This is a genomic window from Chromobacterium sp. W521 (genome assembly GCF_052805975.1).
In genome coordinates, this window is the sequence record NZ_JBRBAF010000021.1 from 24768 (window position 1) to 47994 (window position 23227).

The window sequence follows — 23227 nt, forward strand, 5'->3', positions numbered from 1 at the left end:
TCCTCCCGCCTCAGATTCTTTCGAGCGTCTCTCCGCGTCCGCCGGGGGCCCTTCCCAGGAGCCCGACATGAATATCAGCGCCAACGGCATCAAACTGATCCAGCAATTCGAAGGCCTGCGCCTCAAGGCTTACCAGGACGCGGTGGGCGTCTGGACCATAGGCTACGGCCATACCGGTCCGGACGTGACGCCGGGCCTGGTCATCACCCAGGCCCAGGCCGACGCGCTGCTGGCGCGCGACCTGAGCCGCTTTGAAACCGGCGTCACTCGGTTGGTTCAGGTGCCGCTGCATCAGAACCAGTTCGACGCGCTGGTCAGCTTCAGCTACAACCTGGGCCTGGGCTCGCTGCAGAACTCCACGCTGCTGCGCCTGCTCAATCAGCGCGACTACGCCGGCGCGGCCGCCCAGTTCCCTCGCTGGAACAAGGCCGGCGGCAAGGTCTTGCCTGGCCTCACCCGCCGCCGCGCGGCGGAGCAAGCGCTGTTTCTGCAACCGGTCTGAGCGAGTGGTCTGAGCCATGAAAAAAGCCCAAGCGAATGCTTGGGCTTTTTCGCAGTCGGCGTATAAGCAGAAACACATCTCAGCCGCAACTCAACCCTCGTCCGCCAGCACCGTCTCGCCGTCGCGCTGCGTCAGCGTGAAACGGCGCAGCGGCCGGTGACGCGCAATCAGCTCCGCCAGCCGCGGCGAATGGCTGGTCACCCACAGCTGGCTGTGGCGGCCCGCCTCGGCGATCAGCCGCGCCAGCGCCGGCAGCAAGTCCGGGTGCAGGCTGTTTTCCGGTTCGTTCAAGGCCATGAATGCCGGCGGGCGCGGGCTGAGCAAGGCCACCGCCAGGCATAGGAAACGCAGGGTGCCGTCGGACAATTCGGCCGCCTCCAGCGGCCGCAGAATGCCGTCGCGCTGCATCAGCATCTGGAAACGGCCATGCAGCGCCTCCACCTGGAAGCGGCTGTCCGGAAAGGCGTCGGCCAGCACGCTGCGCAACAGCTCGACGTCGCCGATCTCCACGATGGTCTGGAAGGCCGACGCCAGGTTGCCGCCGTCGTGCGCCAGCACCGGCGAGCGGATGCCCACCTGCGGCGCGCGCGGCGGCGAGCCGGGCCACACCGCGAACTCATGATAGAAGCGCCAGCGCCGCAACGTCTCGCGCACTTGCGATACTTCGGGATAGAGATGCGGCTCCGACAACTGGCCAAATACCGATTCCTCGGCTTGCAGGCCCAATGGATAGGTAGTCCTGACCCCGTCCACGCTGGTAAGAAAGGCGCTTTGATTGCGCCGTTCCAGCACTTGGGCCGAAGGGCGGCGGCCCTGGCCGGCCAGCCACAGCGTCTCCTCCTTCACCAGCGGGTCCAGCGAGAACAGGCTGAGGCTGGGCTCGGGGTAGCCCAGCTGCAATTCGTAGTCGTAATCGGCCAGCCGCGCCGCCAGCGTCATGCGCTTGGGCTCGCCCTTGCGGTCCCCGCGGCGCAGGCCGCCGGCCCACATCGCCTTCTGAATGCCGCCTTCTTCCGCCAGCGCCGCGGACAGGCGACCGCAAGCAGCCTCGTGCAGCAGGCGTACCGCTTTGTAGAGATTGGATTTGCCGCAACCGTTGGGACCGACGACGACATTGAGGGGCTCCAGTACCAACCGCAGTTGGCGGATGGATCGAAAACCCTTGAGGCTGAGCTCGTGAATGGACATGGCGGCTCCGGTGACGACGGAGCCGCCATTCTAGCGCGGACGCGCCGTTTTACTGCAGCGCCTGGTTGATCACCATGGCGATGCGCGCGCCGGCCTTGGCCAGTTGCTGTTTGACCAGTTGAGCGCCGGCGGTCTGGTAGGTGCGGTCCAGGTAGGCCACGTCGCTGGGCGCGCTGCCGCAGCTGAAGTTGGACAGCGGGCCGTACACCTCGCTGCGCGCGTACTGGTTGGATTCCTTGATCCAGTCATTGATCTGCCCGCTCTGCCAGCCGGCGATGTTGCGCGCGTAGTACTTGAGGTCCTGCGCCGCCCAGCTCTGCTCGTTGGCGCCGTTTAGCGCTTGCTGCACCAGCGCGGTGTCCCACACCGAATGCAAATTGCTGACCTTGCTGCTGCCGGCCAGGCGCACGCGGACGTCGTTGCCGCCGCGGTCGTGGTTGTCGGCCGCGTGCAAAGGCTGGTGAATGTCGCCGATCATATGAAGCAGGAAGGTCAACGCCTGAGCGCGGGCGGACTTGCTCGCACTCTTGTCGGCCAGCACCTTGCTGTAGCGCGCAATCTGGTTGGACGCGCAGTTGCCGCTGGGGCAGTCGTCCTCTTCCACGCCGTCGCACACCGGCTCGTCGTTGTAATGCCATTGATCAGAACCCGGCAGTTGCTGCTTCAATTCCTGCTTGTGCTGGTCCATGTACAGGGCCAGCTGGGCGAAGTCCGCGTTGGGGATCAATTGATTGACCGCGGCCTTGGCTTGAGGGCTCAGCAATTGCTGGGCGATATAACCGGTGATGCGGTGGCCTTCCTGACCCCAGGCCAGCGCTTGGGCGCTGGGCAGCGCGAAAGCGGCGGACAGCAGCATGGCAAGCGTGAGTTTCTTCATGATGGTTTCTCTTCTGATTGTGATGGACCGCGGCCGGCGAAATGCCGGCCACTTTTATGGCGAACGCATATTACCTGAAAATCATTAAACTAAAATGCCATTCAGATTTCACGTGAAGATAAACCGCAGGCGCAAAAAAACCCGGCATTGCCGGGCGGGGTGTCTGCTACCTATCCATTGTGGACTCAGTCGGTACCGTACTTGGGAGAATACGGGCCATATAGCAAACCACCGTTATAGCCGGTGCTGAATAGACGCTGGCTGGTGATGCCGGCTACATCGTGGCTGGCGTCGGTGGCGGTGTTGATGATCTGTTTCAAGGCCGCGGTCACCAGAATGCCCACCAGGCCGCCGGAGTTATTGTTGTTGCCTTCATTGTTGGAAGCGGAGGCGGAACCGGTCCACAGCACCGCACCGGTCTTCAGGTCCACCATCTTGGCGCTGGCGGACACGATGGTGTCGCTGCTGATCACGCTGTAGCTGGTGCCGTACTTGCTCACTGTCACGTACAGGGCCGCATCCGCGCCAAAGATTTCCTTCAGCTTGGCCGGAGCCACGCCGTGGATGTCCGAAGCCGTGCTCATGCCGTTCTGCTTGAAGGTTTCTTCCACCAGCGTCACCGGCAGCACATAGTAGCCGGCTTCGGCCAGCGGCATGGTGACTTGCGACAGCATGCTGAGGCTGGCGGCTACTTCCGGCGATTCGTTCAACGGCGGCAGCACCAGAATGGAACGAGGACGGCTTTGCTTGTAAGCGGTGTAGTCGTAGGACTTGGGTGTGGCGCAGCCGGTGGCCAGCGCCGCGATGGCCAGGCAAGCCAGCCATTGGGCAATGCGTTTGATCATGGTGCGGTCTTTCACTTCTTGGCTTTTTTCAGCAGGAAGTCCATATAGGCGGCGGACTCCGGAAACAGCTGCTTCTCGGTCTGAAACTGCTGGACCATCTGATCGTCCTTGCCCAGGTTGGCGTACAGCATGCCCAGATGGGCATGGTAGCCCGGCGGCGGTGTCTTGCCGCTGGAACGGATCTTCTGCAGGTCGCGCTCCAGCGCGGTGACCTGCTCTTCAGCCGCCGCGCCCTTGAAGTGCTGATAGACCTGAGGCTGGTAGCTTTCCCACTGATACAGCGAGCTTTGGCTGGCGCAGCCGGTCAACAATGCGCCACCCAACAGGGCCAGCGCCCATAGCGGCGTTTTCGCCATCTTGTGTTTCATAATGTTCACCTTGCAATAACTGGGGCGGACGGGCTGCCAGCCCGCCCTGGAGCCATTCGAAAATTACGAGCGACTTACTTACCTGGCTGCCAGGCGCCGGAATCTATGGCCGCGGTCAGCCTGTTCACCGCCTCGCGCATCGCCAGGTCCAGCACCTTGCCGTTCAGCGTGGAGTCATAGCTGGCGGTGCCCCCGAAGCCGATGATTTCCCGGTTGGACAGGCTGTACTCGCCGGCGCCCTGAGTGGAGTACACCACTTCCGAGGTGGCCACCTTGACAATGTTGAGGTTGACCTTGGCGTAAGCGATCTGCTGTTTGCCGCGGCCGAGAATGCCGAATAGCTGATGGTCGCCCACTTCCTTGCGGCCGAATTCGGTCACATCGCCGGTCACCACATAGGCGGCGCCCTTGACCGCCTGCGCCTGCTTGCTAAACGCGGCTTCCTGCTTCATTTCTTCCAGGTTGTCGCGGTCCAGCACATTGAAGCGGTTGGTCTGCTGCAAATGGGTGATCAGAATGGTCTTGGCCTGGCCGCCCAGACGGTCCACGCCGTCGGAGAAAATGCCGCGCATATAGCTGGAGCGGTTATCGAACTTGCCCACCGCGATAGGAGAGCGTGGGCCGGCGTAAGGCTTGCCGGCGGTTTCCACCTGGGCCACCGTCAGCGCGCGCGAGCTTTCCGTCGCGCAGCCGCTCAACCCTGCGGCCGCGGCCATGGCGAGTACCAGGCATTTCTTTGCGATCTTCATTGTTATTCTCTCAAAACATCCAACACAGAAAGTCGAACATCATACTAACTGCCACGTGCAGGGTCGACGCAATTTATGCCAAAACAGCAACGACTTATCTGCGCTGAACCCAGTCTAGCCAGTGCTTGCAAGCGGCCCCTGGCGCCGCTGCGCCACACCGCCAAACCAAAGGCATGAAAAAACCCGGCCGTGGCCGGGTGGTTTGCACTGGAGTGGACCGCGCTCAACGTGGCCGGTCGCCTAGTATGGTGGCGCGGTGCATCACTCGCCGCTGCGGCAGGTAATCCGCCACCGCGTAATGCTGGGTGACGCGGTTGTCCCAGAACGCCAGGTCGTTTTCCTTCCAGCGCCAGCGCACGGTGAATTCCGGCCGCGCGGCGTGGGCGAACAGCAGTGCCAGCAAGGCCTCGCTCTCACGCGGTGCCAGCTCCAGAATCCGAGTGGTGAAGCCCTCGTTGACGAACAAGCCCTTGCGGCCGGTGACGGGATGGGTCCGCACCACCGGATGCACTACTGGCGGATGATCACGGCTGGCCTGTTGCCAGCGCGCGTATTGCGGCGTGTCCTTAAAACGGCTTTCCGGGAAAGAGTAGATAAAGCTGTGTTCGGCGCTGAGGCCGTCAAGCAATGTGCGCAAGGCCGGCGACAAGGCCTCGTAAGCGGCGCTGTTGCTGCTCCACAGCGTGTCGCCGCCCACATCCGGCAGCTGCCGCGCCGACAGCACCGCGCCCAACGGCGGGGTGGTGATGAAGGTAACGTCGGTGTGCCAATTGTCGTTGTCCGGCAAGTTGTCGACGTGGGTGTCCAGCACGATGATTTCCGGCTGCTCCGCCACCGTTGGGTAGACCGGATGCAGATGCAGATCGCCGAAGCGGGCGGCGAAGTCGCGCTGCTGGCGCGGCGTCAGCGGCTGGTTCTCGAAGAACAGCACCTGGTGACGCAGCAGCGCGGCTTCAATCGCGTCGCGCTCGGCGTCGGACAGCGGCGCGCTCAAGTCCACGCCGGAGACAATGGCCCCCAGGGCCGGGCTAAGGGCTTGCAGTTGCAGGCTCATGAATGTGTGCTCCCTATCCGCGCGGCGGATTCAATACCAAGAAAAACGAAAATCAGATCAGAAACGCTCAGGCGCGGCCCAGCCGGCGAAACGCCGTTCCACCCAACGCAGCCCCAGCTCCAGCGCCAACGCAATCCAGGCGATGATCAGGATGCCGGCGATCACCGCGTCGGTGACCAGGAACTGGGCGGCGGACTGCACCATGAAACCCAGGCCGCGGGTGGCGGCCACCAGCTCCGCCGCCACCAGCGTGGACCAGCCCACGCCCAACCCGATGCGCAGCCCGGTCAGGATGTCCGGCAACGCGCTGGGCAGCACCACCAGCCGCAGCAGCTGACCACGGCTGGCGCCCAGCGAGCGCGCGGCCTGCAGCCGCGCCGGGTCCGCTCGGCGCACGCCGGCGGCGGTGGCGATAGCCAGCGGCGCGAAGATGGCGAGATAAATCAGCAGCACTTTGCTGACCTCGCCGATGCCGAACCAGATCACGATCAAGGGCAGATAAGCCAAGGGCGGCACCGGCCGGTAAAACTCGATCAGCGGGTCCAGCGCCGCATGCGCGCGCCGGCTCAGGCCCATCAACATGCCCAGCGGCACCGCGGTGGCCGCGGCCAGCAATAGCGCCAGGCCCACCCGGCCCAGGCTGGCGGCGGCGTGACGCCACAGGCTGGCGTCCATGAAGCCGTTGACCGCCAGATCCGCCAGCCTCGTCGCCACCTGAGCAGGGCCGGGCAGAAATAGCGGCGACACCAGCCCGCCGGTGCTGGCCGCCCACCACAACAACAGCAGGCCGCCCACCGACAGCGCGCTGGGCCAGCGCCGGCGCCAGGCGGCGCGGCCAGGGACGGGAGGATGTGCCGGCGGCGGCGCGCTTAGCTCGGCTTGCGCGGCCGGGCCCAATTCAGTCAGTTCAAGCGGCGGCATGGTCGGCCTCCTCCGCGCGGAAAATCCAGTCCAGCAAATGCTCGCGCATGGCGATGAAGGCGGGATCGGCCTTGATCGAGCGCGCCGATTCGCCGGCGGCGTAGCGATGGGCGAAACCCAGCTTCTGCCGCAGCGCGATACGGCCTGGGCGCGGTGTCAGCACCAAAAGCTCGGTACCGAGGAACAACGCTTCCTCAATGCTGTGGGTAATCAGGAAAATGCCCTTGCCGCTGCGCTGCCACAGGCTGAGGATCAACGACTGCATCTTTTCCCGGGTCAACGCGTCCAGCGCGCCCAGCGGTTCGTCCAGCAGCAGGAAATCGGGATCGGCCGCCAGCGCGCGCGCCAGACCCAGACGCTGGCGCATGCCGCCGGACATCTGGCTGAGCGCGTGGCCGGCGAAAGCCTCCAGCCCCACCCAGCCCAACATGCGGCGCGCCTCGAGCCGCCGCTGCTCGCGCGGCACCCCGCGCAGGCGCAGGCCGAAAGCCACATTGTCTTCGGCGTTGAGCCAGGGCATCAGCGCGTCGTCCTGGAACACCACGCCGCGATCCGCGCCCGGCCCGCGCACGGGGCGGCCGTTGGCCAGCACCCGGCCCTGGCTGGGCGCCTGGAAACCGGCCATCAGCCCCAGCAAAGTGGACTTGCCGCACCCGGACGGCCCCAAGGCCACCACGATTTCGCCGGAGTGCAGCTCCAGCGACACCCGGTCCAAGGCTTGCACAGGACCGGACGGTCCGGCGTAGCTGACGCCGGCGTTTTCCACGATCAAGCTCGCCATCGCGGCCTCCTCGCGCTCAGCGCGTCTGCGCCAGCCGCACGAAGCGCGGCTCGATATAGGCTTGATAATCCGGCAGCACCGTTTCCACCTTCTTCTGTTCCTTCAAGAACAAGGCGGTGTCGCGCAGCGCCTTGGCGGTGCCGCCGCCCAGCAAGCGCGGCGACAGCTGCTCCTGCGCCAGCGGGAAGCGGCTGCCGGCAAGCAAGCCGGGAATCTGCGCCGGATCGGCCCCGGTCAGCCGCGCGATCTTGGCCACCTGCGGCGAGCCGACGCTCCAGGCCGCCGGCTTGGCGCGGTAATCGGCGAAGGCCTGCAAAGTCACCTTGGCGAAGGCGGCCAATGCCTGCGGCTGAGCGGCGGCGAAGTCCTTGCGCGCCACCCAGGCTTCGAAGGTGGGCGCGCCCCATTGCCCCACTTGTTCGGAATTAACCAGCACCGAGCCGGTTTTCAGCGTCTGGCTCAGCGCCGGGTCCCAGACATAGGCGGCGTCGATGTCGCCGCGCTGCCAGGCGGCGCTGATCTCGGACGGGCGCAGATTGACGATGGACAGCTTGGCCGGGTCCAGCTTCCAGTGCTTGAGCGCGGCCAGCAGGCTGTAATGGGTGGTGGAGACGTAGGGCACCGCCACTTTTTTGCCAATCAGGTCCTGCGGGGTCTTGATGCCGCTTCCCTTGCGCGCCACCAGCGCCTCGGAGTTGCCGATCTCGGCGACGATCAGAAAGGTCTGGATCGGTAGTTGGCGGGTGGCGGCGGCACTGAGTGGGCTGGAGCCCAGATCGGCGATATGCACGTCGCCGGAAGCCAGCGCGGCGAGCACTTCCGCGCCGCTCTCGAACTTGCGCCACTGCAGCGGCCGGCCGATGGCTTTTTCGTACAGGCCGTCGGCCTGGGCCACCTTGGATGGATCGACTCCGGTCTGATAACCGATGACGATGGGCGCCTCGGCGGCGTTTGCCGCCAAGGCAGCGAGAGAGAGGCTGGCGAGGCTGAGCGCCAGCAGGGAACGGCGGGATATGGACATGGCGTGCTCCTGAGAACCGGCTCACGCTCTGCTGCGCGTCGGCGGGGCGGGGTTGAGAACCGCTTTGGAATGCTGAGGTACCTGGGTACACTCCGCTCCCTCAGCGGCTCTCGCCTCGTCTCGCCCTAGCTCGCAAGATCGTAAACAAGCTCAAAGTGGTGATAGACTCAGCACACTATAAAAGCCATGTTTAATATCAAAAAGTAATTAAATTTGCTTTCAATATTCCAAATAAATCAATAGCGTATTGAATCCCGACCCGCCTCACCACTTCACCTGATCGTTCAGCGTCAGCCCGCCAGCCGGCGCCTGCAACACGCGATTGCCCGCTCGCTGCTCCCAGCTCACGCTGCCGTCGGCGTTCTTGCGGTAGTACTTGTACTCGATCCGCTGGCCCGCCGGCAGATTGACCCTGGTTCTCCACAAGGGATAAGCCGCTGCATCCGCCGGCAGGCCCAGGTCCGTGTTCCAATTGCCCAATGCGCGGGCCGCGCCGGTTACATACAGCTGTTGTCCCCAACTGGTATCAGCGGCGGCCTGGATCTCCACCGTCGCCTCACCGGCCTTGGGTTCAACGCGGCAGGCGTAGTAACGCGCGCAGGCGGCTTCCGGCAAATCCACGACGCGGCCGGCGCGGATGGAGGCCAGCAGGCTGATGTACTCGCCCATCGCCCAGCTCAGGGGCGCGATCGAACGCGTGGGCGTACCGGCGCGGTTGCCGGCTGGCGTCTCCACCGCCCAGCCGTCCGGCAGCACCGCGCTGTGCGGCCACACCTGTTCCGGCAGCATGCCCTCCGGCGTGGCCAGCTGTTTCAGCGCGGCCAGATACGGCTGGCCGGCCGCGCCGCCGCCCTGGCGCGCAATCTCGTAGATGCCGCGCTCCGCGGTGAAGATGGGCCACAGCCGGCCCACCCCGCTGCCGGCGAAATCGCCGCCGTCGTTGCGCTCGCCATAGCCGTCGAAGTTGTAGCGGAACCAGGCGTTGACCGGCAAAGCCGGCGCGCCGGGCAGCTCCAGCCGCTGGCCCAGCACCGCGTCGTAAATGCCCAGCGTGGCCAGCACAGCCGGATCATCGGCGCGCTTCACCCCCATGCGCACCAGTTCCAGGAAGCCGCCGTCCACCACTCGGCGCGCGTCGCGGCTGCCGCCGCCGTTTTTCACTTCCAGCGTTTGCGGCGTATCCGGCCCCAGCGCCGGCGCCTGGCCTGCGCGGCTCATCCCGCCTGCGCGCGCGGACGGGTTGAGGCGCAGAAAATAGCGGCCGTCGCCAAAGCCGCCGCTGCGGGTGAAGGTCCAGGCGTCCACATTCTGCTGCCAGTAGTCGGCCGCGGACAGATAGCGCGCGGCGCTGGCATCGTCGCCGTTGGCGCGGGCGATGTCGGCGGCGGCGGCCAGCCCGGCGATCTGCGCCGCCAGCGTGGACGGCGAGTAGCCGCTGTTCTCCTCCCAGCGCTCCTGATAGGTCCACGGCCCGGCGCTCAGGATGTAGTCGGCGGCCAGCTTGATGCGCGGCCACAGCGGCGAGTACACCGCCGGTCCCTGCCGCCAGGCCAGCAGGATGGGCATGGCCTGCTCGTCCATCTGGGTGCCCTGCCAATACTGCGCGCCGCTGACCCAGGCGTTTTGCGGGAAACGGCCATTGCGGCTGAAGCCGTCCGGGCAGCCGGCTGCGTCGTATTCCGCCGCGCCGCAGTCGCGACGCTGCTGCAAGGTATTGAACAGATAATCCGTCACGCGCGCTGCGGTCGCGCGGTCGCCGGCGGTGAGCAGGGCGTTGGCGAACTTGAACAGGTCGCGCGGCCACACCAGGTGGTAGCCGCCGGCGTTGGCATCGCCCTGGCTGGCGCCCCATGGCGTGCCCAGGCCGGCCACCATCGCGCCGCTGGCCTTGTCCTGCATGGTTTTCAGCGTCATCGCCGCCAGGTAGTAGCCATCGTCGGCGCTGCCGCCCTGATCGGACAGGCCGGCGGCGTAGGCCTGCCAGCCTGCGTCGTAGCGCCGCTGCGCCGCGTCCAGATCGCCGCCAAGCGCGGCGGCGGCTGTGTCCAGCGCCTGCCCCTGGCTGGCGCCGAATCCCAGCACCACATCGAAGGACACGCTGGTGGCGCGCGGGTCGCCCGCATCCAGCCAGCCCATCTGCGCCACATTGCCGTTGCCGGCGGAATCGAAAGTCCAGTCCATGCGCTTGTCAGCCGCGCCGCCCAACAGATCGGTCCAGCCGTCGCTCAAACCGACAAAACCGCTGGACACCATGCGGCGGCCGTTCTGCGTCTTCCAAGGCAGGCTGCTCAGCAGCGCCGAAGCACGCTGATTGCGGCTGGCCGCCAAGGCCGCATCGCCGCCAACACGCGTCAGGGTGGCGGCGCTGTTGCCCGCGCCGGCATTGTCCAGATAAGGCTTGAACAGTAGGTAGAGGCGAAAATCGCCGACGCGGCGGCCATCCAGCGCGCTGAAGGTGACGCGCTGGATCAGCGCGTCACGCGCCGGATCGGTGAAGATGCGCTTGCTGATGCGCCAGTGATGGGCCGCGTTGCCTGTCTGCGCCTGCCAGCTCATGCTGCGCGGATGCAGCCGCTGCACGCGGTAATCCTGCTGCTTTTCCTCATCAACGAAGCCGCCGCCGGCATCGCCCACCAAGAATTGCAAGTCCACCGCCGCCTGAGTATCCACCGCCGGGTAGAACACCTCGGAGACCACGCCGCGGTAGCCAGTGAAATACACCCGCGACGGCCCCTCCGCCGCCACGCCCACAAAAGACTTCGCCGCCGGGCCGCGCACCGCCGTCAGCCCCGGCGCGCCAAAGGCCTCGCCGGCCTGCGCCGCGCCGCTCAAACCGCCCAACAGCAGGGCCAGGCCCATCCATTGCTTGATCATGTCCGCTCGCTCCTGAATTTGGCAGGGAGCGTAGCAAAGCAACATACAAATGTCATTTCATGCCAGAACAAAACCCAGCTGTTTCAAGCATTGAGCACCCGCAATGAAGCGATAAAACACTCAAATCCTCCCACGCTCAGCATTTGCCAGCTTTCTCCGCTTTCGGCTCGCCTATAAAACAATGTCATGCAAAACGCATGGGCGCCGCCCTTGCGGCCGACTCAAAGGAGAACAAGACATGGGCTTGCACGCCATCACCCCGGACGACCACCGTTACGAAACGCTGAAAAAAGGCTTCAATCTACGCTGGCCGGCTGCCGGCCAGGCCACGGGCGGCATCATCATCTGCAGCGATGAAGCCGAAGTCGTCGCCGCGCTGCAATACGCGCTGGACCACAAGCTCAAGCCCACTATCCGCAGCGGCGGCCATTGCTACGAGGGCTTCGTCAGCAACAACCCCGGCGGCCTGATCATAGACATCGGCCAGCTCTCCGGCCTACGCCGCGACATAGCCGCGGACGGCCGGCGCTATGGCTTCCAGCTTTTGGCCGGCAATCAAAACTGGGACGGCTACGTAGGCCTGTACAAACTCACCGGCAAGACCATGCCCGGCGGCTCTTGCTACTCAGTGGGCGCCGGCGGCCACATTAGCGGCGGCGGCTACGGCCTGCTATCGCGGCTGCAGGGCCTAACCGTGGACTGGTTGAGCGCAGTGGACATTCTGCTGGCGGACGGCGGCAAGGTGCGCAAGGTACACGCCCGCGTCGACAATGAATTCGCCGACTTGCTCAAGCTGTGCAAGGGGGCCGGCGGCGGCAACGTGGGCCTGATCACCAGCTATTACTTTGACGATTTGCCGCCGGCGCCGCAGCAGGTGGGCGTGCAGCTCCTGCAATTCAGCTGGGACGATTTCAAGGATTTGGGCCGCTTCAGCGACTTGCTGCAAACCTATGGCCAATATTGGCAGGAGGCGGACAGCGAGCCCGAAGGCTACGGCCTGTTCAGCCTGCTCAAGCTCACCCACATCAGCGCCAAAAACCTGGGCCTGGTGGTGCAATACACCGACAGGGACGGCAAGCTGAATCACACCGCGCCGTTCAACGATTTCTACCGGCGCATCAAGCAAGTGGCCCAGCCGCAACTGCTCAACACCTATCTGCCCGGCGGCGGCCATCTGCCCCACATTCCGCACCGCTCACCGCCAAAAAATACCGGCTCCTTGCCTGAGCACACACAGGCGATGGACTGGCTGTACGCCACCCAAACGTTGAACGGCTCAGGCAGCAATCAGCGCGGCAAGTACAAGTCCGCCTATATGAAGCGGAACTTCAGCCCGGCGGAGTGCAAGGCCATCCACCAGCACCTTAGCTCCGACCCCGACAACCAGGATCTGGCCCAATCGCTGCTACAGGTGGACTCCTACGGCGGCGCGATCAACCACCGCAGCCCCGGCAACAACGGTTTCGACCCGGCCGACAACCAGACCGCGGTGCCTCAGCGCGCCTCGGTAATGAAGCTGCAGTACCAAAGCTACTGGACCGACCCGGCCAACGATGCCATGCACGTGAGCTGGATGCGGGCGTTTTTCGACGCCGTCTACGCCGCCGACGGCTTCAACGGCACGCCGTATCCAAGTTCGGCGGCCTTGCCGGATTCGCCTTACGAGGGCTGCTACATCAACTACCCGGATGTGGACATGTTGAACGGCGCGCGGCCGGGAACCCCTGGCTATAGCTGGGGCGAGTTGTATTACGGCGCGCTGTATCCGGAGCTGGTGGCGATCAAGCGCAAGTACGACCCGGGCAATGTGTTCAACCACGCGATGTCGCTGGGCGCGGAGTAGAGCACCCAACTCCGGCCGGGGCTCACAAAGCACCGGCCACACCGCTCCCGGCATTCACCTGTCCTAAAGAACATTGCCCTTATGGTCAGCGCTGCCTATACCCGCGCTATGCCTATGGAATTAAATCGCCAGCCATAGCCGTTCGCGGATTTTCCGGCCAGCAAGGAGCCAATATGAGCTATCTGCAGTTTCCCCGCCTGGCCTTTTCCGGCCAGTTCCAGTCAGATGTCTCCACCGTCAACAACGACCCGCGCCATTACGACAACGCCACCTTCGAGCCGCGTTTCCAGGAATACCAACAAGCGGGAGCGGACGGGCGCACCAAAACCTATAACGGCTGGTGGCACCCCACCGGCACCGCCATCATGCGCTTCGCCAACTGCCAAGTGACCAGCTTGCGCGGACCCAGCGGCATCCTGGTCACCAATCCGGCGCAAGACCCGCTGCTGTCCTGTAGCGTGGGCAACGCCATCGGCAAACCGTCCGGCAAGATGGTGGACCTGGACCCGGACTGGCAGCTGGCCTCCAGCATCTACGGCCTCGCGGTGTCGCTGCTCAAGCCGGACGGCACGCCGCTGATGACCGCCGACTATCAGAGCAACCCCTTCCGCGATCTGTGGTTTTCCCGCGCCCAAAGCCAGGGCGACAGCGCCGCCTCCGCCCTCTTTCAATCCGTGCTCATCAATATCCAGTGGCATCTGGACGGTTTCGACAGCCCGCTGCTGGCGCGCCTGATCGAGTTGAGCGAACAGGACCGGCTCTCCATCCGGCTGTCCACCTACGGCTACAGCACCGACTACAGCGATCCCGGCTTCGGTTACGGCACCGTGCTCGGCGCCATCGGTCCGGCCTATCTGGGCCAGCCGCGCTCCTTCATCCTGGGCCGCCGCTTCATGCCGACCACGCAGCAGGGCAACGACCTTGCCAGCCAGAACGGCATCGGCTGTTTCTCCTCCTGGCTGGATCAGGACACCGCCAGCCTGCAAGTGGACCTGAGCAACGCGTTGCCGCTGGACAGCCGCTTCCAGGTGGCGGCGCTGCCATCGCTGCAATACGCCGTCCTGCACAATGAATGGACGGCGCAGGACGCGGAGATAGGGCCTGACGACTACACCGTCATCGCCGGCGTGGACACCTCGCAAGCGCTGCAAGACCAGCAGGCCGGCATCCAATCGGTGCCGCTGACCGAGGAACAGTTGCGGCTGGCCAATCAGCCCTTGCCGCTGGCCATCGTCCAGCCGGTGGGCGTGGAGGGACGCGCCGTGGTCTGCGTGCGCGAGGCCTTGCTGGGCAACGAGGTGCGCGCTGAAGACTTCGCCATCCGCCTGGACCCCAACCATCCGGACCGAAACCACCAGCACACCCACGTTTACGCGGCGCGTTACGGTCAGCCGCTGGCCGGCGCGGCGCTGGCTTTCTGGGCCGGCGCGCCCATGCTGGACTACGGCGACACCCCCACCGACAAAACCCAGGGCACCACCCCGCGCGCGCTGTTGCCGGTCAACAACGTGCCCAACGCCGCCATCCGCATCAGCCCGGCGGAGCCGATCACCGACCAGGCCGGCCGGGCCGCCGTCACCCTGCACGGGCCGGAAAGCTTCGGCACCCCGCGCGAATACATGGACGGCCAGCTGTTCACCATCGCCTACAATCTGGCGGGCTCCGATCCGGCGCTGCAACAGCCCTTCGACAACTTCGCGGTGGTGGTTTTCAGCAGCTTCCCGCAGCCGGGCCAGGACATAGACCTGGACAATCCGCGCTGGGAAGACGTGCAGCCCATCCTGCAGCAATACGCCAACCTCTACCCGGTGATGAGCCAGGGCCTGTTCGACTTTTCCAAGCAAGCGGTAGCCGACGCCAGCGCCTTCATCATGCGCTTCGTTTTCGACAAGCCCATCGAGGACCCGGACCAGATGCCGGTGACGCGCGATCTGTCCGCCAGCAAGCGGCGCATGCTGATCAACTACTTCCAGAACGTCATAGACCTCACCGGCAAAACCTTCGACCGCCAGCGGATGTACGGCAAGCGCTGCCCGCTGCGCCAGAGCGCGCCGCCCAGCGAGGCCGATATCGCCGCCACTCGCGGCTCTCTCAGCACGAGCAAGAGCCGCAAAGGCAACGACGCCTGACCGTCCAACCGGCATCCCTTTCCAAGGAAACCAAGCCATGCTGAAGATACGCCAAGAACTGATGGACGAACTGCGTCAGGCCGACCACATCCAACATGTGCGAACCATGCTGGCCGGCGCGGTGCGGCTGGAGCTGTCCACCATCCCCACTTATCTGACCGCGCTGTTCTCCATCAAGCCCGGCCAGAACCAGGAAGCGCGCGCGCTGGTGCAATCGGTGGTGGTGGAGGAAATGCTGCACATGACCCTGGCCGCCAACACCTTGATCGCCATCGGCGGCAACCCACGCATCGTCGAAGACGGCCTGGCGCTCAACTACCCTGGGCCGCTGCCGATGTGCGTGGATACCGGCCTCATCGTCACCCTCAAGGCCTTGAGCCGGCAGCAGGCGCAGGAAGTGTTCATGGAGATAGAACGTCCGGACACCCAGGCCATCCTGCCCGGCGAAACCCAGGCCTATGTCGACAACCAGTCCGGCTTCGACTCCATAGGCCGCTTTTACCAGGCCATTCTGGAGCGGCTGCAACACCTGGAAAACCATGGCCACGACTGCTTCGCCCAACCGCGACTGGACGAACAGGTGGACGTCAGCCAGTGGTTCCCGCACGAGGTGCCCGACTGTCCAGACGGCAAGGTCTACGACATGGCCAGCGCCCGGGCGGTGATAGACACCATCGTGCGCCAGGGCGAAGGCATACAGGTGGAGGAGGACTGGATCAATCCCAAGGACGAGGCCGGCGGCGGCTACGCTCACTATTTCAAGTTTGGCGAAATCTACTACGGCAAACGGCTGATCCGGGACTATTCCAGCCCCTCCGGCTGGTCCTACACCGGGGAGCCGGTGCCACTGGACGAAACCGGGGTGTTCAACCTGCTGCCCAACGCCGCGCTTTCAGACTACCCGGCAGGCAGCGGCGCGGCCGTCAGCGGCGCCCAGTTCTACCAGGCCTACCAAAACCTGCTGGCCGCGCTGGACCGCACCTTCAACGGCGAGCCGCGGCACTTGGACGCCGCCATCGGCATCATGTACGAGCTGAAGCTGGTGGCGCAGAAGGTGATGCAGCACCCGGTCAACAGCAGCGTGCCGGACGTGGTGGCCGCGCCGCCGTTCATGCGCCTGCATCAGTCGAGCTGAGCGCCGGCAGCGTCAGGGCGGCGCATAGCCCGCCCTCCTCGCCGGCCAGCAGCTCCAGACGGCCGCCAAAACGCCCTGCGATCGCGGAGACGATGGACAGGCCCAGGCCGCTGCCGGCGCCGGCATGCCGCCCGCGCCAAAAGCGCTGCGCGGCCTGCTCGCGTTGAGCCGCCGTCAATCCCGGCCCCTGATCGCTCACTTCAAAACGCAAGCCCGTCTCGCTCAGCGCGGCCTCCAAACGCACCGGCGCGTCCGGCGGCGAATACCGCAAAGCGTTGTCCAGCAGATTGCGCAGCGCGGTGGCCGCCAGCGCCTGAGGCAAGGCCAGCGTGGCCTCAGGCAACGGGCCGCAGACAATGCGCCGCGGCGGTGCGGGCTCCGCGTCGCGCATCGCCAGCCGCGCCACCTCGTCTGCGCGGGCCGGCGGGCCTTCTTCCCAATCGAAAGCCCCTTCCAAACGCGCCAACATCAGCAACTGCCCCAAAGTGTTCTGCAAACGGTCCGCTCCTTCGGCGGCATGAGCAATCGCCTGCGCCGCGTCCGGCCCCTGGGTGATGCGCGCCACTTGCAGGTGAGTCTTGATCGCCGTCAGCGGGGTGCGCAGCTCATGGGCGGCGTCGCTGGTCAAACGCCGCTCGCGTTGCAGTACCTCGCCCACGCGCCGCAGCAGCTGATTCAGGCTGTCCGCCAGCGGCAACACGTCCCGCGGCAAACCCTGAGTGGCCACCGGCTCCAGCGCTTCCGGCGCGCGGCGCGCCAAGGCGCGGCGCAGCCGCTCCAGCGGGCTCAAGCCCCGGCTCACGCCCAGCCACAAGGCCACCAGGCTGCCGGCCAAGGCAGCGAGGAAGGGCACGGCGGCGGCCCAGCGGATATCCGTCAACATCGCGTCGCGTTCGGTCAGCCGGTCCGCCGTGGTCACCCGCAAGCCGTTGGCCACCACCGTATAGCTGTGCCAGCGCTCGCCGCGCAGGGTTTGTTCGGCATAGCCCGGCGCCGGATCGGCGCGGGTGTCCGGCGCGCCCGGCGTGCGCGCCAGCACCTCGCCGCGCACGGAAACGATCTGACAGGCAATGCCGGCGCCTATGCCCTCGAAACGCGGCACGGCGCGCGGCGGCGGCGCGGGCAACTGCTCCATCAGCCCGGCCACCATCTGCGCGGACATCGCCAGCCGCCGGTCCAGCGTCAGCCGCATCTGCCGGTCCAGATCATGCAGCGTCCAGGCCGCCACGCCGCCCCACAGCAGGCACAGCGACACCCCTATCCATAACAGCAAGCGCAGACGCAAACTCATTCGCCGGCCCTGCCGTAGCGATAGCCCAGGCCGCGCACCGTCTCCACCACCGCCGGCCCCAGCTTGCGCCGCAAATGGTGGATGTGCACGTTCAAGGCGTTGCTTTCAATTTCCTCGCTGTAATCATAGAGCCGGTCCTTCAGCTGCTCGGCGCTGAGAATCCGCTCCCGCGCCTGCATCAAGGCCGCCAGCAGCGCCAGTTCGCGGCGCGCCAGCGCCACAGGCCGGCCGTGTAGCCAGACTTCGCCGCGCACCGGGTCCAGCCGCAGCGGACCGTCCTCGATCACATCCACGCAACGGCCGGCGGCGCGCCGGCGCAAAGCGTGCAGCCTCGCCACCAGTTCGTCCAGATCAAAAGGCTTGAGCAGATAGTCGTCCGCGCCGGCGCGCAGACCGGCCACCCGGTCCTCCACCGCGTCGCGAGCAGTCAACACCAGCACCGGCAGCGCCTCTCCGCGCGCGCGCAAGCGCGCCAGCAAGCGCATGCCGTCCTCGTCCGGCAGCCCCAGGTCCAAAATCATCAAATCGGCGTCCAGCGTCGCCAGCGCCGCCTCGGCCTGGGCCGCGCTGCCCACCGCGTCCACCGTCAGGCCGTGAGCGCGCAGCCCGGCGACGATGCCCAGCGCAATCAACTCATTGTCTTCCACCAATAACACCCGCATTTCCTGCCTCCTTGTCGCCGCCAGCTTGCCGACGACGGATTATCCCATTGTTAACGGCGGCTTAATCCCCGGCATCCAGGCTGTGCGCATTCATCGCCATGGAGACCGCAATGCCGCTCATCTTCCGCAGCCTGTTGCTGCTGCTTTTTCTCTGGATGCCCGCCGCCCAGGCGCAAACCGGTTTTCTGCCGCCGGAACAGGCCTTCCGCCTCAGCGTCAGCGAGTTGGGCGACGGACAAGTCCGCCTGCGCTGGGACATCCGCGACGGCTATTACCTGTATCGCAAGAACATCAAGATCGCGGCCGAACCCGTCGGCAGCGTCCCGCCGCCGGCGATGCCGGCCGGCAAAACCATCCGTGATGAATTCTTCGGCGAATCCGAGGTGTATTACCAGCGGCTGGAACTACTGGTGCAAGCCGGCCAGGCGCGCCGCCTCATGCTGAGCTGGCAAGGCTGCGCCGAAGCCGGACTGTGCTATCCGCCGCAGCATCGCGCCGTTGAACTATCAGGAAGCGGCAAGGCCGTTAAAACCAGCGCGGCGGGAGCGACAGGGATGGATGCCGCCGTCCCCATCGCGCCGGCCTTGGGCGAAGACCAGGCGCTGGCGGCGCGGCTGGCTCAATCCGGCACAGGCTGGGTTTTGCTGGCCTTCTTCGGCCTTGGCCTGCTGATGACCTTCACGCCCTGCGTGTTGCCGATGGTGCCCATTCTCAGCAGCTTGATCGTGGGCAGCGGCGCCACGCCGCGGCGCGGCCTGGTGCTCGCCCTGGCCTTTGTGCTGCCGATGGCCTTGACCTACGCGGCGCTGGGCGCGCTGGCCGCCAGCATGGGCGCCAACCTGCAGGCCGCGCTGCAAACGCCGTGGGCGCTGGGCCTGTTCGCCGCGCTCTTCGTCCTGCTGGCGCTGGCCATGTTCGGCGTTTACGAGCTTCAATTGCCGGCCATGCTGCGCGACCGGCTGGCCATGGCCAGCCAGCGCCAGCGCCAGCGCGGCGGCACCCTGGGCGGCTCGGCGGCGATGGGCGTGCTGTCCGCCTTGCTGGTGGGCCCCTGCATGACCGCGCCGCTGGCCGGCGCCTTGCTCTACATCAGCGACAGCGGCGACGTGCTCAAAGGCGGCCTGGCCTTGCTCTCCATGGGCCTGGGCATGGGCGTGCCGCTCTTGCTGGTGGGCGTGCTGGGCGCCAAGCTGCTGCCGCGCCCCGGCCTGTGGATGAACCGGGTCAAAGCGGTGTTCGGCTTCCTGCTGCTGGGCATGGCCATCTGGTTCCTCGGCCGCGTGCTGCCCCCGGCGGCCAGCCTGGCCTTATGGGGCGCGTGGCTGTTCGCCCTCGCCGTCGGCTTGCTGACGCTGACCCGGCCCTGGCGCGCCAGCCCAGGCCAATGGACGCTGCGCGGCACGGCGGCGCTGCTGAGCTTGTGGGCGGCGGCGATGCTGATCGGCGCGGCCGCCGGGCAAAGCGATCCGCTGCGGCCGCTCGCCTTCATTTCCACGGCGGCCGCTCCCGCCGCCGGCATGGAACAGCTCGGCTTCGTCACCGTGCGCGACGTCCGCGCGCTGCAAAACGGCCTGGACGAAGCCGCGCGCCAAGGTCAGTGGGCGCTGGTGGACTACTACGCCGACTGGTGCGTGGCCTGCAAGGAAATCGAACACAAGGTGTTTGGCGACCCCCGCGTGCAACAAGCCTTGGCCGGCATGAAACTGCTGCGTCCCGATGTGACCGAGTCCGGTCCGGATAGCGCCGCGCTGCTCGCCTCGCGCCAGGTGATCGGCCCGCCCACGCTGCTGTTGATCGGCCCAGACGGCCAGGAGCGCCGCGCCCAACGCATCGTCGGCGCGCTCAGCCCAGACGCCTTCCTTGAACGCCTGAACCAGGCGCGACAGGCCCGCTGAGTTCAACACACCGCAAAGGACTATCAATGTTTTTCAGAATGATTCCGCCGCTGCTGCTGGCCTTGAGCCTGCCCGCCCACGCCCTGGCCGCGCCGGCCAAGCCCGCGCCCATCCAGGCGCTGGAGCGCCAAGGCTATCAAATCCTGAGCCATTTCCCCGCGCCAAGCGGCCTCAGCGGCTACTCCGCTCTTTATCTGGGGCAGCCGCAAACCGTCTACCTGACTCAGGACCGCAAGCAGGCCATCGTCGGCCAGCTCAGCGACGTCAACGGCGAGCCTTGGAACGCCCCGCAGCTGGAACGGCAATTCAGCCAAGTCCTGTGGCGGCAGCTGGAAAACAGCCACTGGGTCGCCGACGGCGACGCCCGCGCCCCGCGCATCGTCTATGTCTTCACCGACCCCAATTGCCCCTACTGCAACCGCTTCTGGAATGACGCGCGCCCCTGGGTGCAAGCCGGCAAGGTTCAAATCCGCCATATCCTGGTGGGCGTGATCAAGGCGGATAGCCCGGGCAAGGCCGCCGCCATCCTGACCGACGCCGACCCAGCCGCCGCGCTGAACCGCCATGAGCGGCAACACGCCAGCGGCGGCGTCAAACCGCTGGCCAAGCCGCCGGCCGAGACTCGCGCCAAACTGGAAGCCAACCATAAACTGATGGAACGCTTTGGCGTGTTCGCCACCCCGGTGATCTTCTATGCCGACGCCAAGGGCGCCCTGCAAAAAACCCAGGGCGCGCCCAACCCCGAACTGCTGCGCCGCATTCTTGGCCCGCATTGACGCCGGCTTGACGCCAAACCCACGCGGCTCGCTGAATTTTTTGGAAAGAACCCAGTCTATTCAAACGATTAAAAAAACAGCCGCCGCCATGCCGCCCCGCGCGGCACAGGACTGAACCATGCTTTCTTTCCACCTTGGCCCGCTGGCCATTCCCATCAGCCTGACCATCGTCGTCGCCGCCTGGCTGGCCGCCCACGGCGCCGGCCTGCTCGCCGGCCGAGGCCGCCGCGTCAGCGTGGCCGCCCACCTCAACGACATGCTGTTGTGGGGCTTCGTCGCCGCGCGCGTCGGTTTCGTCCTGTATTGGTTTTCGCTGTACTCCCACCAGCCACTGACGATGCTGGACCTGCGCGACGGCAGCTTTCTGCCCTGGGCCGGCATCGCCGCCGCGCTCGCCCTGGCCGCTTGGCGCGGCTGGCGCCGGCCGGAACTGCGCCAGTTGGACGGCCCGCCCGCCTCGCTGCCGGCCCTGGCCAGCGGTAAACCGGTGGTGCTCAATCTCTGGGCCAGTTGGTGTCCGCCCTGCAGGAGGGAAATGCCGCTGCTGCAAGACGCCCAGCAGCAAAGGCCAGACGTGCGCTTCATCTTCGCCAACCAGGGAGAGGATGAAGTCGCGGTCCGCGATTTCTTCCGCAAACAGCCGCTGCGGCTTCAGCACGTGCTGCTGGACTCCGCCGGCGCTCTGGGCCGGGAGTACGGCTCCGTGGCGCTGCCCACCACGCTGTTTTTCGACGCCGACGGGCGTCTGGCCTCCGTCCATCTGGGCGAACTATCCGCAGCCACCCTGGCCAGCAAACTGCAAACGCTCGCCCGCTCAAACTCCAAGGAATAAACGCGCCATGACCACCCCGCTCGTTCTCCGCCTGGCGCCGCTGGCGCTCTGGCTCAGCCTGCACGCCCTCCCCGCCCACGCCCAGCCCTGGCCGGCGCCCATCCAGGCGTTGGAGGCTCAGGGCTATGAAATCCTCGGCAGCTTCCCCGGCCCGTCCGGGCTCACCGGCTACGCCTCGCTCTACCTGGGCCGGCCGCAGGCCGTCTACCTGACCGCGGACGGCCAGCAGGCCATCGTCGGCAATGCCACCGACGCCAACGGCGAAAAATGGAACTCCGAGCTGCTGGACCGGCAATTCAGCGCCGCGCTGTGGCGGCAATTGGAAACCAGCCACTGGATAGCCGACGGGAAGACCGGCGCCCAACGCGTGATCTACACCTTCACCGATCCCAACTGTCCCTACTGCCGACAGCTCTGGCGCGCCGCCCGGCCCTGGGTCCAGGCCGGCAAGGTCCAGATCCGCCACATCCTGGTGGGCCTGCTGGCCGAAGACAGCCCGGCCAAGGCCGCCGCCCTGCTGGCCGCGCCGGACCCGGCCGCCGCGCTGGCGCGCCACGAGGCCGGCGCTTCAATCCAACCGCTGGCCAAACCCCCGGCCGCCGTCAGCGCCAAACTGGCGGCCAACCAACAGTTGATGGAGCGCTTCGGCGTGTTCGCCACCCCGGCCTCCTTCTACCGCGACGCTCAGGGCCAGCTGCAAAAAGTGCAGGGCGCGCCCACGGCGGCCACGCTGCAAAAACTGCTAGGGCCGCGCTGAGCTCGGCTCAGCCGTTCCGGCGGCTACGCCGCCACTGCCACAGCGGCGGCAGCAAGAGCAGCGCCACCATGCCCAGCACCAGCCACAGCATATTGTCCTGCACCCAGGGGATCGCCCCCAGCCAGTAGCCCATGGACACCAGCCCGCCGCACCAGATCAACGCGCCCAGCACGTTGTAGCAGGCGAAGCGTCGCGGGCACATGCCGGTCAACCCGGCCAGGAACGGCGCCACTGTACGCACGACAGGCACGAAACGGCCGATGGTGATGGTGGGCGCGCCGTAGCGGTCGAAAAAGGTTTGGGTCTTGGCCAGATGCTGCGGCTTGACCCAGCCGCGGCGGATCAGCGTCTGTCCCAGCGCGGAGCGGCCTATGCTGTAATTCAGCAAATCCCCCAGGATGGCGGCCAGCGTGATCAGCCCCATGGGCCACCACGGCGACACGCCCTGCGCGCCCAACAAGGCGCCGGTGGCGAACAAGAGCCCGTCGCCGGGCAGGAAGGGCAGGACCACCAGGCCGGTTTCGCAAAACACGATGGCGGCCACGATCCACACCCCCATCACCCAGTTCTGCGCCAGCAAGGACATCAGATTCTCATCCCCGAACAACCAGCTCAGAAACCCCATGGTCAACACAATCGCACTCCTCGCATGATGAAAGCCACCGCCGCCAGACCAGCGCCCGCAGAGCCTTGGCTTGACGCTACCTAAAACTTGACCGCGCCGGCG

Annotated in this window: 21 protein-coding genes; 8 read left to right on the forward strand and 13 right to left on the reverse strand. The window is 66.1% G+C overall.

The window, feature by feature from the left end; all coding sequences use genetic code 11:
• The first annotated feature begins 67 nt into the window (after positions 1 to 67).
• A complete protein-coding gene (locus ACUXV1_RS22180; protein ID WP_446016613.1) occupies positions 68 to 502 on the forward strand; it encodes a lysozyme in 435 nt (144 codons plus the stop codon).
• A 90-nt stretch (positions 503 to 592) separates the two neighbouring features.
• Here ACUXV1_RS22180 and ACUXV1_RS22185 read toward each other — a convergent pair whose 3' ends face one another.
• The 10 genes from ACUXV1_RS22185 to ACUXV1_RS22230 all read right to left on the reverse strand — a co-directional run bounded on the left by ACUXV1_RS22185 (position 593) and on the right by ACUXV1_RS22230 (position 11180).
• A complete protein-coding gene (locus ACUXV1_RS22185; protein WP_081555989.1) occupies positions 593 to 1690 on the reverse strand; it encodes an AAA family ATPase in 1098 nt (365 codons plus the stop codon).
• Between the two features lie 49 nt (positions 1691 to 1739).
• Entirely contained in the window at positions 1740 to 2567 is an 828-nt protein-coding gene (locus ACUXV1_RS22190) for a S1/P1 nuclease (protein WP_446016612.1), read from the reverse strand.
• A 185-nt stretch (positions 2568 to 2752) separates the two neighbouring features.
• Positions 2753 to 3412 carry a DUF799 domain-containing protein gene (locus tag ACUXV1_RS22195; RefSeq protein ID WP_043642468.1) on the reverse strand — a complete coding sequence of 220 codons (660 nt, stop codon included), beginning with the start codon at positions 3410 to 3412 and terminating at the stop codon, positions 2753 to 2755.
• Between the two features lie 11 nt (positions 3413 to 3423).
• Complete coding sequence (locus tag ACUXV1_RS22200) at positions 3424 to 3780, reverse strand: DUF4810 domain-containing protein (RefSeq protein ID WP_043642405.1); 357 nt, start codon at positions 3778 to 3780, stop codon at positions 3424 to 3426.
• A gap of 74 nt (positions 3781 to 3854) precedes the next feature.
• The gene (locus ACUXV1_RS22205) at positions 3855 to 4529 is read right to left on the reverse strand and encodes a CsgG/HfaB family protein (RefSeq protein WP_043642407.1); all 675 of its coding nucleotides are present in this window, start codon (positions 4527 to 4529) and stop codon (positions 3855 to 3857) included.
• Positions 4530 to 4752: 223 nt separating this feature from the next.
• Positions 4753 to 5583, reverse strand: coding sequence for a taurine dioxygenase (tauD, locus tag ACUXV1_RS22210; RefSeq protein ID WP_446016611.1), 831 nt, complete (start codon positions 5581 to 5583; stop codon positions 4753 to 4755).
• A gap of 57 nt (positions 5584 to 5640) precedes the next feature.
• Entirely contained in the window at positions 5641 to 6504 is an 864-nt protein-coding gene (gene tauC / locus ACUXV1_RS22215) for a taurine ABC transporter permease TauC (protein ID WP_446016610.1), read from the reverse strand.
• On the reverse strand, positions 6491 to 7285 hold the full coding sequence (locus ACUXV1_RS22220; protein WP_043642471.1) for a taurine ABC transporter ATP-binding protein: 795 nt from the start codon (positions 7283 to 7285) through the stop codon (positions 6491 to 6493). The genes tauC and ACUXV1_RS22220 overlap by 14 nt, the downstream gene beginning before the upstream one ends.
• 16 nt (positions 7286 to 7301) lie before the next feature.
• Positions 7302 to 8306, reverse strand: coding sequence for a taurine ABC transporter substrate-binding protein (gene tauA, locus ACUXV1_RS22225; RefSeq protein WP_446016609.1), 1005 nt, complete (start codon positions 8304 to 8306; stop codon positions 7302 to 7304).
• Positions 8307 to 8570: 264 nt separating this feature from the next.
• Positions 8571 to 11180, reverse strand: a complete 2610-nt coding sequence (locus tag ACUXV1_RS22230) for a glycoside hydrolase family 15 protein (protein ID WP_446016608.1) — start codon at positions 11178 to 11180, stop codon at positions 8571 to 8573.
• A gap of 238 nt (positions 11181 to 11418) precedes the next feature.
• Here ACUXV1_RS22230 and ACUXV1_RS22235 point away from each other — a divergent pair, with 238 nt between their 5' ends.
• The 3 genes from ACUXV1_RS22235 to ACUXV1_RS22245 all read left to right on the forward strand — a co-directional run bounded on the left by ACUXV1_RS22235 (position 11419) and on the right by ACUXV1_RS22245 (position 16287).
• A complete protein-coding gene (locus ACUXV1_RS22235; protein ID WP_446016607.1) occupies positions 11419 to 13023 on the forward strand; it encodes an FAD-dependent oxidoreductase in 1605 nt (534 codons plus the stop codon).
• Between the two features lie 173 nt (positions 13024 to 13196).
• Positions 13197 to 15152, forward strand: coding sequence for a hypothetical protein (locus ACUXV1_RS22240; RefSeq protein ID WP_446016606.1), 1956 nt, complete (start codon positions 13197 to 13199; stop codon positions 15150 to 15152).
• Between the two features lie 37 nt (positions 15153 to 15189).
• On the forward strand, positions 15190 to 16287 hold the full coding sequence (locus tag ACUXV1_RS22245) for a ferritin-like domain-containing protein (protein WP_446016605.1): 1098 nt from the start codon (positions 15190 to 15192) through the stop codon (positions 16285 to 16287).
• Here ACUXV1_RS22245 and ACUXV1_RS22250 read toward each other — a convergent pair.
• Together ACUXV1_RS22250 and ACUXV1_RS22255 are read right to left on the reverse strand one after the other, a co-directional pair.
• A complete protein-coding gene (locus ACUXV1_RS22250; protein WP_446016604.1) occupies positions 16262 to 17578 on the reverse strand; it encodes an ATP-binding protein in 1317 nt (438 codons plus the stop codon). The genes ACUXV1_RS22245 and ACUXV1_RS22250 overlap by 26 nt on opposite strands.
• Complete coding sequence (locus tag ACUXV1_RS22255) at positions 17575 to 18240, reverse strand: response regulator (RefSeq protein WP_043642421.1); 666 nt, start codon at positions 18238 to 18240, stop codon at positions 17575 to 17577. The genes ACUXV1_RS22250 and ACUXV1_RS22255 overlap by 4 nt, the downstream gene beginning before the upstream one ends.
• Positions 18241 to 18350: 110 nt before the next feature.
• On the opposite strand from ACUXV1_RS22255, the gene dsbD reads away from it, so the two are divergent.
• The 4 genes from dsbD (at position 18351) to dsbG (ACUXV1_RS22275) (ending at position 22500) form a co-directional block, all read left to right on the forward strand.
• Positions 18351 to 20135: a protein-disulfide reductase DsbD gene (dsbD, locus tag ACUXV1_RS22260; protein WP_446016603.1), complete on the forward strand. Its 1785-nt coding sequence runs from the start codon at positions 18351 to 18353 to the stop codon at positions 20133 to 20135.
• Positions 20136 to 20161: 26 nt separating this feature from the next.
• Positions 20162 to 20911 (forward strand): thiol:disulfide interchange protein DsbG, encoded by a 750-nt coding sequence (gene dsbG, locus ACUXV1_RS22265; protein WP_446016602.1) that lies wholly within the window; start codon positions 20162 to 20164, stop codon positions 20909 to 20911.
• 118 nt (positions 20912 to 21029) lie between these two features.
• Complete coding sequence (locus tag ACUXV1_RS22270) at positions 21030 to 21743, forward strand: redoxin family protein (RefSeq protein ID WP_446016601.1); 714 nt, start codon at positions 21030 to 21032, stop codon at positions 21741 to 21743.
• Positions 21744 to 21750: 7 nt separating this feature from the next.
• The gene (dsbG, locus tag ACUXV1_RS22275) at positions 21751 to 22500 is read left to right on the forward strand and encodes a thiol:disulfide interchange protein DsbG (protein ID WP_446016600.1); all 750 of its coding nucleotides are present in this window, start codon (positions 21751 to 21753) and stop codon (positions 22498 to 22500) included.
• A 7-nt stretch (positions 22501 to 22507) separates the two neighbouring features.
• Here dsbG (ACUXV1_RS22275) and ACUXV1_RS22280 read toward each other — a convergent pair whose 3' ends face one another.
• Positions 22508 to 23125: a VTT domain-containing protein gene (locus ACUXV1_RS22280; RefSeq protein ID WP_446016599.1), complete on the reverse strand. Its 618-nt coding sequence runs from the start codon at positions 23123 to 23125 to the stop codon at positions 22508 to 22510.
• Between the last annotated feature and the right edge of the window lie 102 nt (positions 23126 to 23227).

Excerpts from the sequence above, each read along its gene's own strand:
- ACUXV1_RS22185 (WP_081555989.1), bottom strand. The coding sequence starts at position 1,690 with ATGTCCATTCACGAGCTCAGCCTCAAGGGTTTTCGATCCATCCGCCAA.
- ACUXV1_RS22255 (WP_043642421.1), bottom strand. The coding sequence starts at position 18,240 with ATGCGGGTGTTATTGGTGGAAGACAATGAGTTGATTGCGCTGGGCATC.
- ACUXV1_RS22195 (WP_043642468.1), bottom strand. The coding sequence starts at position 3,412 with ATGATCAAACGCATTGCCCAATGGCTGGCTTGCCTGGCCATCGCGGCG.
- tauC (WP_446016610.1), bottom strand. The coding sequence starts at position 6,504 with ATGCCGCCGCTTGAACTGACTGAATTGGGCCCGGCCGCGCAAGCCGAG.
- ACUXV1_RS22245 (WP_446016605.1), top strand. The coding sequence starts at position 15,190 with ATGCTGAAGATACGCCAAGAACTGATGGACGAACTGCGTCAGGCCGAC.
- dsbG (WP_446016602.1), top strand. The coding sequence starts at position 20,162 with ATGTTTTTCAGAATGATTCCGCCGCTGCTGCTGGCCTTGAGCCTGCCC.
- ACUXV1_RS22235 (WP_446016607.1), top strand. The coding sequence starts at position 11,419 with ATGGGCTTGCACGCCATCACCCCGGACGACCACCGTTACGAAACGCTG.
- ACUXV1_RS22200 (WP_043642405.1), bottom strand. The coding sequence starts at position 3,780 with ATGAAACACAAGATGGCGAAAACGCCGCTATGGGCGCTGGCCCTGTTG.
- ACUXV1_RS22205 (WP_043642407.1), bottom strand. The coding sequence starts at position 4,529 with ATGAAGATCGCAAAGAAATGCCTGGTACTCGCCATGGCCGCGGCCGCA.
- ACUXV1_RS22230 (WP_446016608.1), bottom strand. The coding sequence starts at position 11,180 with ATGATCAAGCAATGGATGGGCCTGGCCCTGCTGTTGGGCGGTTTGAGC.
- dsbG (WP_446016600.1), top strand. The coding sequence starts at position 21,751 with ATGACCACCCCGCTCGTTCTCCGCCTGGCGCCGCTGGCGCTCTGGCTC.
- tauD (WP_446016611.1), bottom strand. The coding sequence starts at position 5,583 with ATGAGCCTGCAACTGCAAGCCCTTAGCCCGGCCCTGGGGGCCATTGTC.
- tauA (WP_446016609.1), bottom strand. The coding sequence starts at position 8,306 with ATGTCCATATCCCGCCGTTCCCTGCTGGCGCTCAGCCTCGCCAGCCTC.
- ACUXV1_RS22180 (WP_446016613.1), top strand. The coding sequence starts at position 68 with ATGAATATCAGCGCCAACGGCATCAAACTGATCCAGCAATTCGAAGGC.
- dsbD (WP_446016603.1), top strand. The coding sequence starts at position 18,351 with ATGCCGCTCATCTTCCGCAGCCTGTTGCTGCTGCTTTTTCTCTGGATG.
- ACUXV1_RS22270 (WP_446016601.1), top strand. The coding sequence starts at position 21,030 with ATGCTTTCTTTCCACCTTGGCCCGCTGGCCATTCCCATCAGCCTGACC.
- ACUXV1_RS22220 (WP_043642471.1), bottom strand. The coding sequence starts at position 7,285 with ATGGCGAGCTTGATCGTGGAAAACGCCGGCGTCAGCTACGCCGGACCG.
- ACUXV1_RS22240 (WP_446016606.1), top strand. The coding sequence starts at position 13,197 with ATGAGCTATCTGCAGTTTCCCCGCCTGGCCTTTTCCGGCCAGTTCCAG.
- ACUXV1_RS22250 (WP_446016604.1), bottom strand. The coding sequence starts at position 17,578 with ATGAGTTTGCGTCTGCGCTTGCTGTTATGGATAGGGGTGTCGCTGTGC.
- ACUXV1_RS22190 (WP_446016612.1), bottom strand. The coding sequence starts at position 2,567 with ATGAAGAAACTCACGCTTGCCATGCTGCTGTCCGCCGCTTTCGCGCTG.
- ACUXV1_RS22280 (WP_446016599.1), bottom strand. The coding sequence starts at position 23,125 with ATGGGGTTTCTGAGCTGGTTGTTCGGGGATGAGAATCTGATGTCCTTG.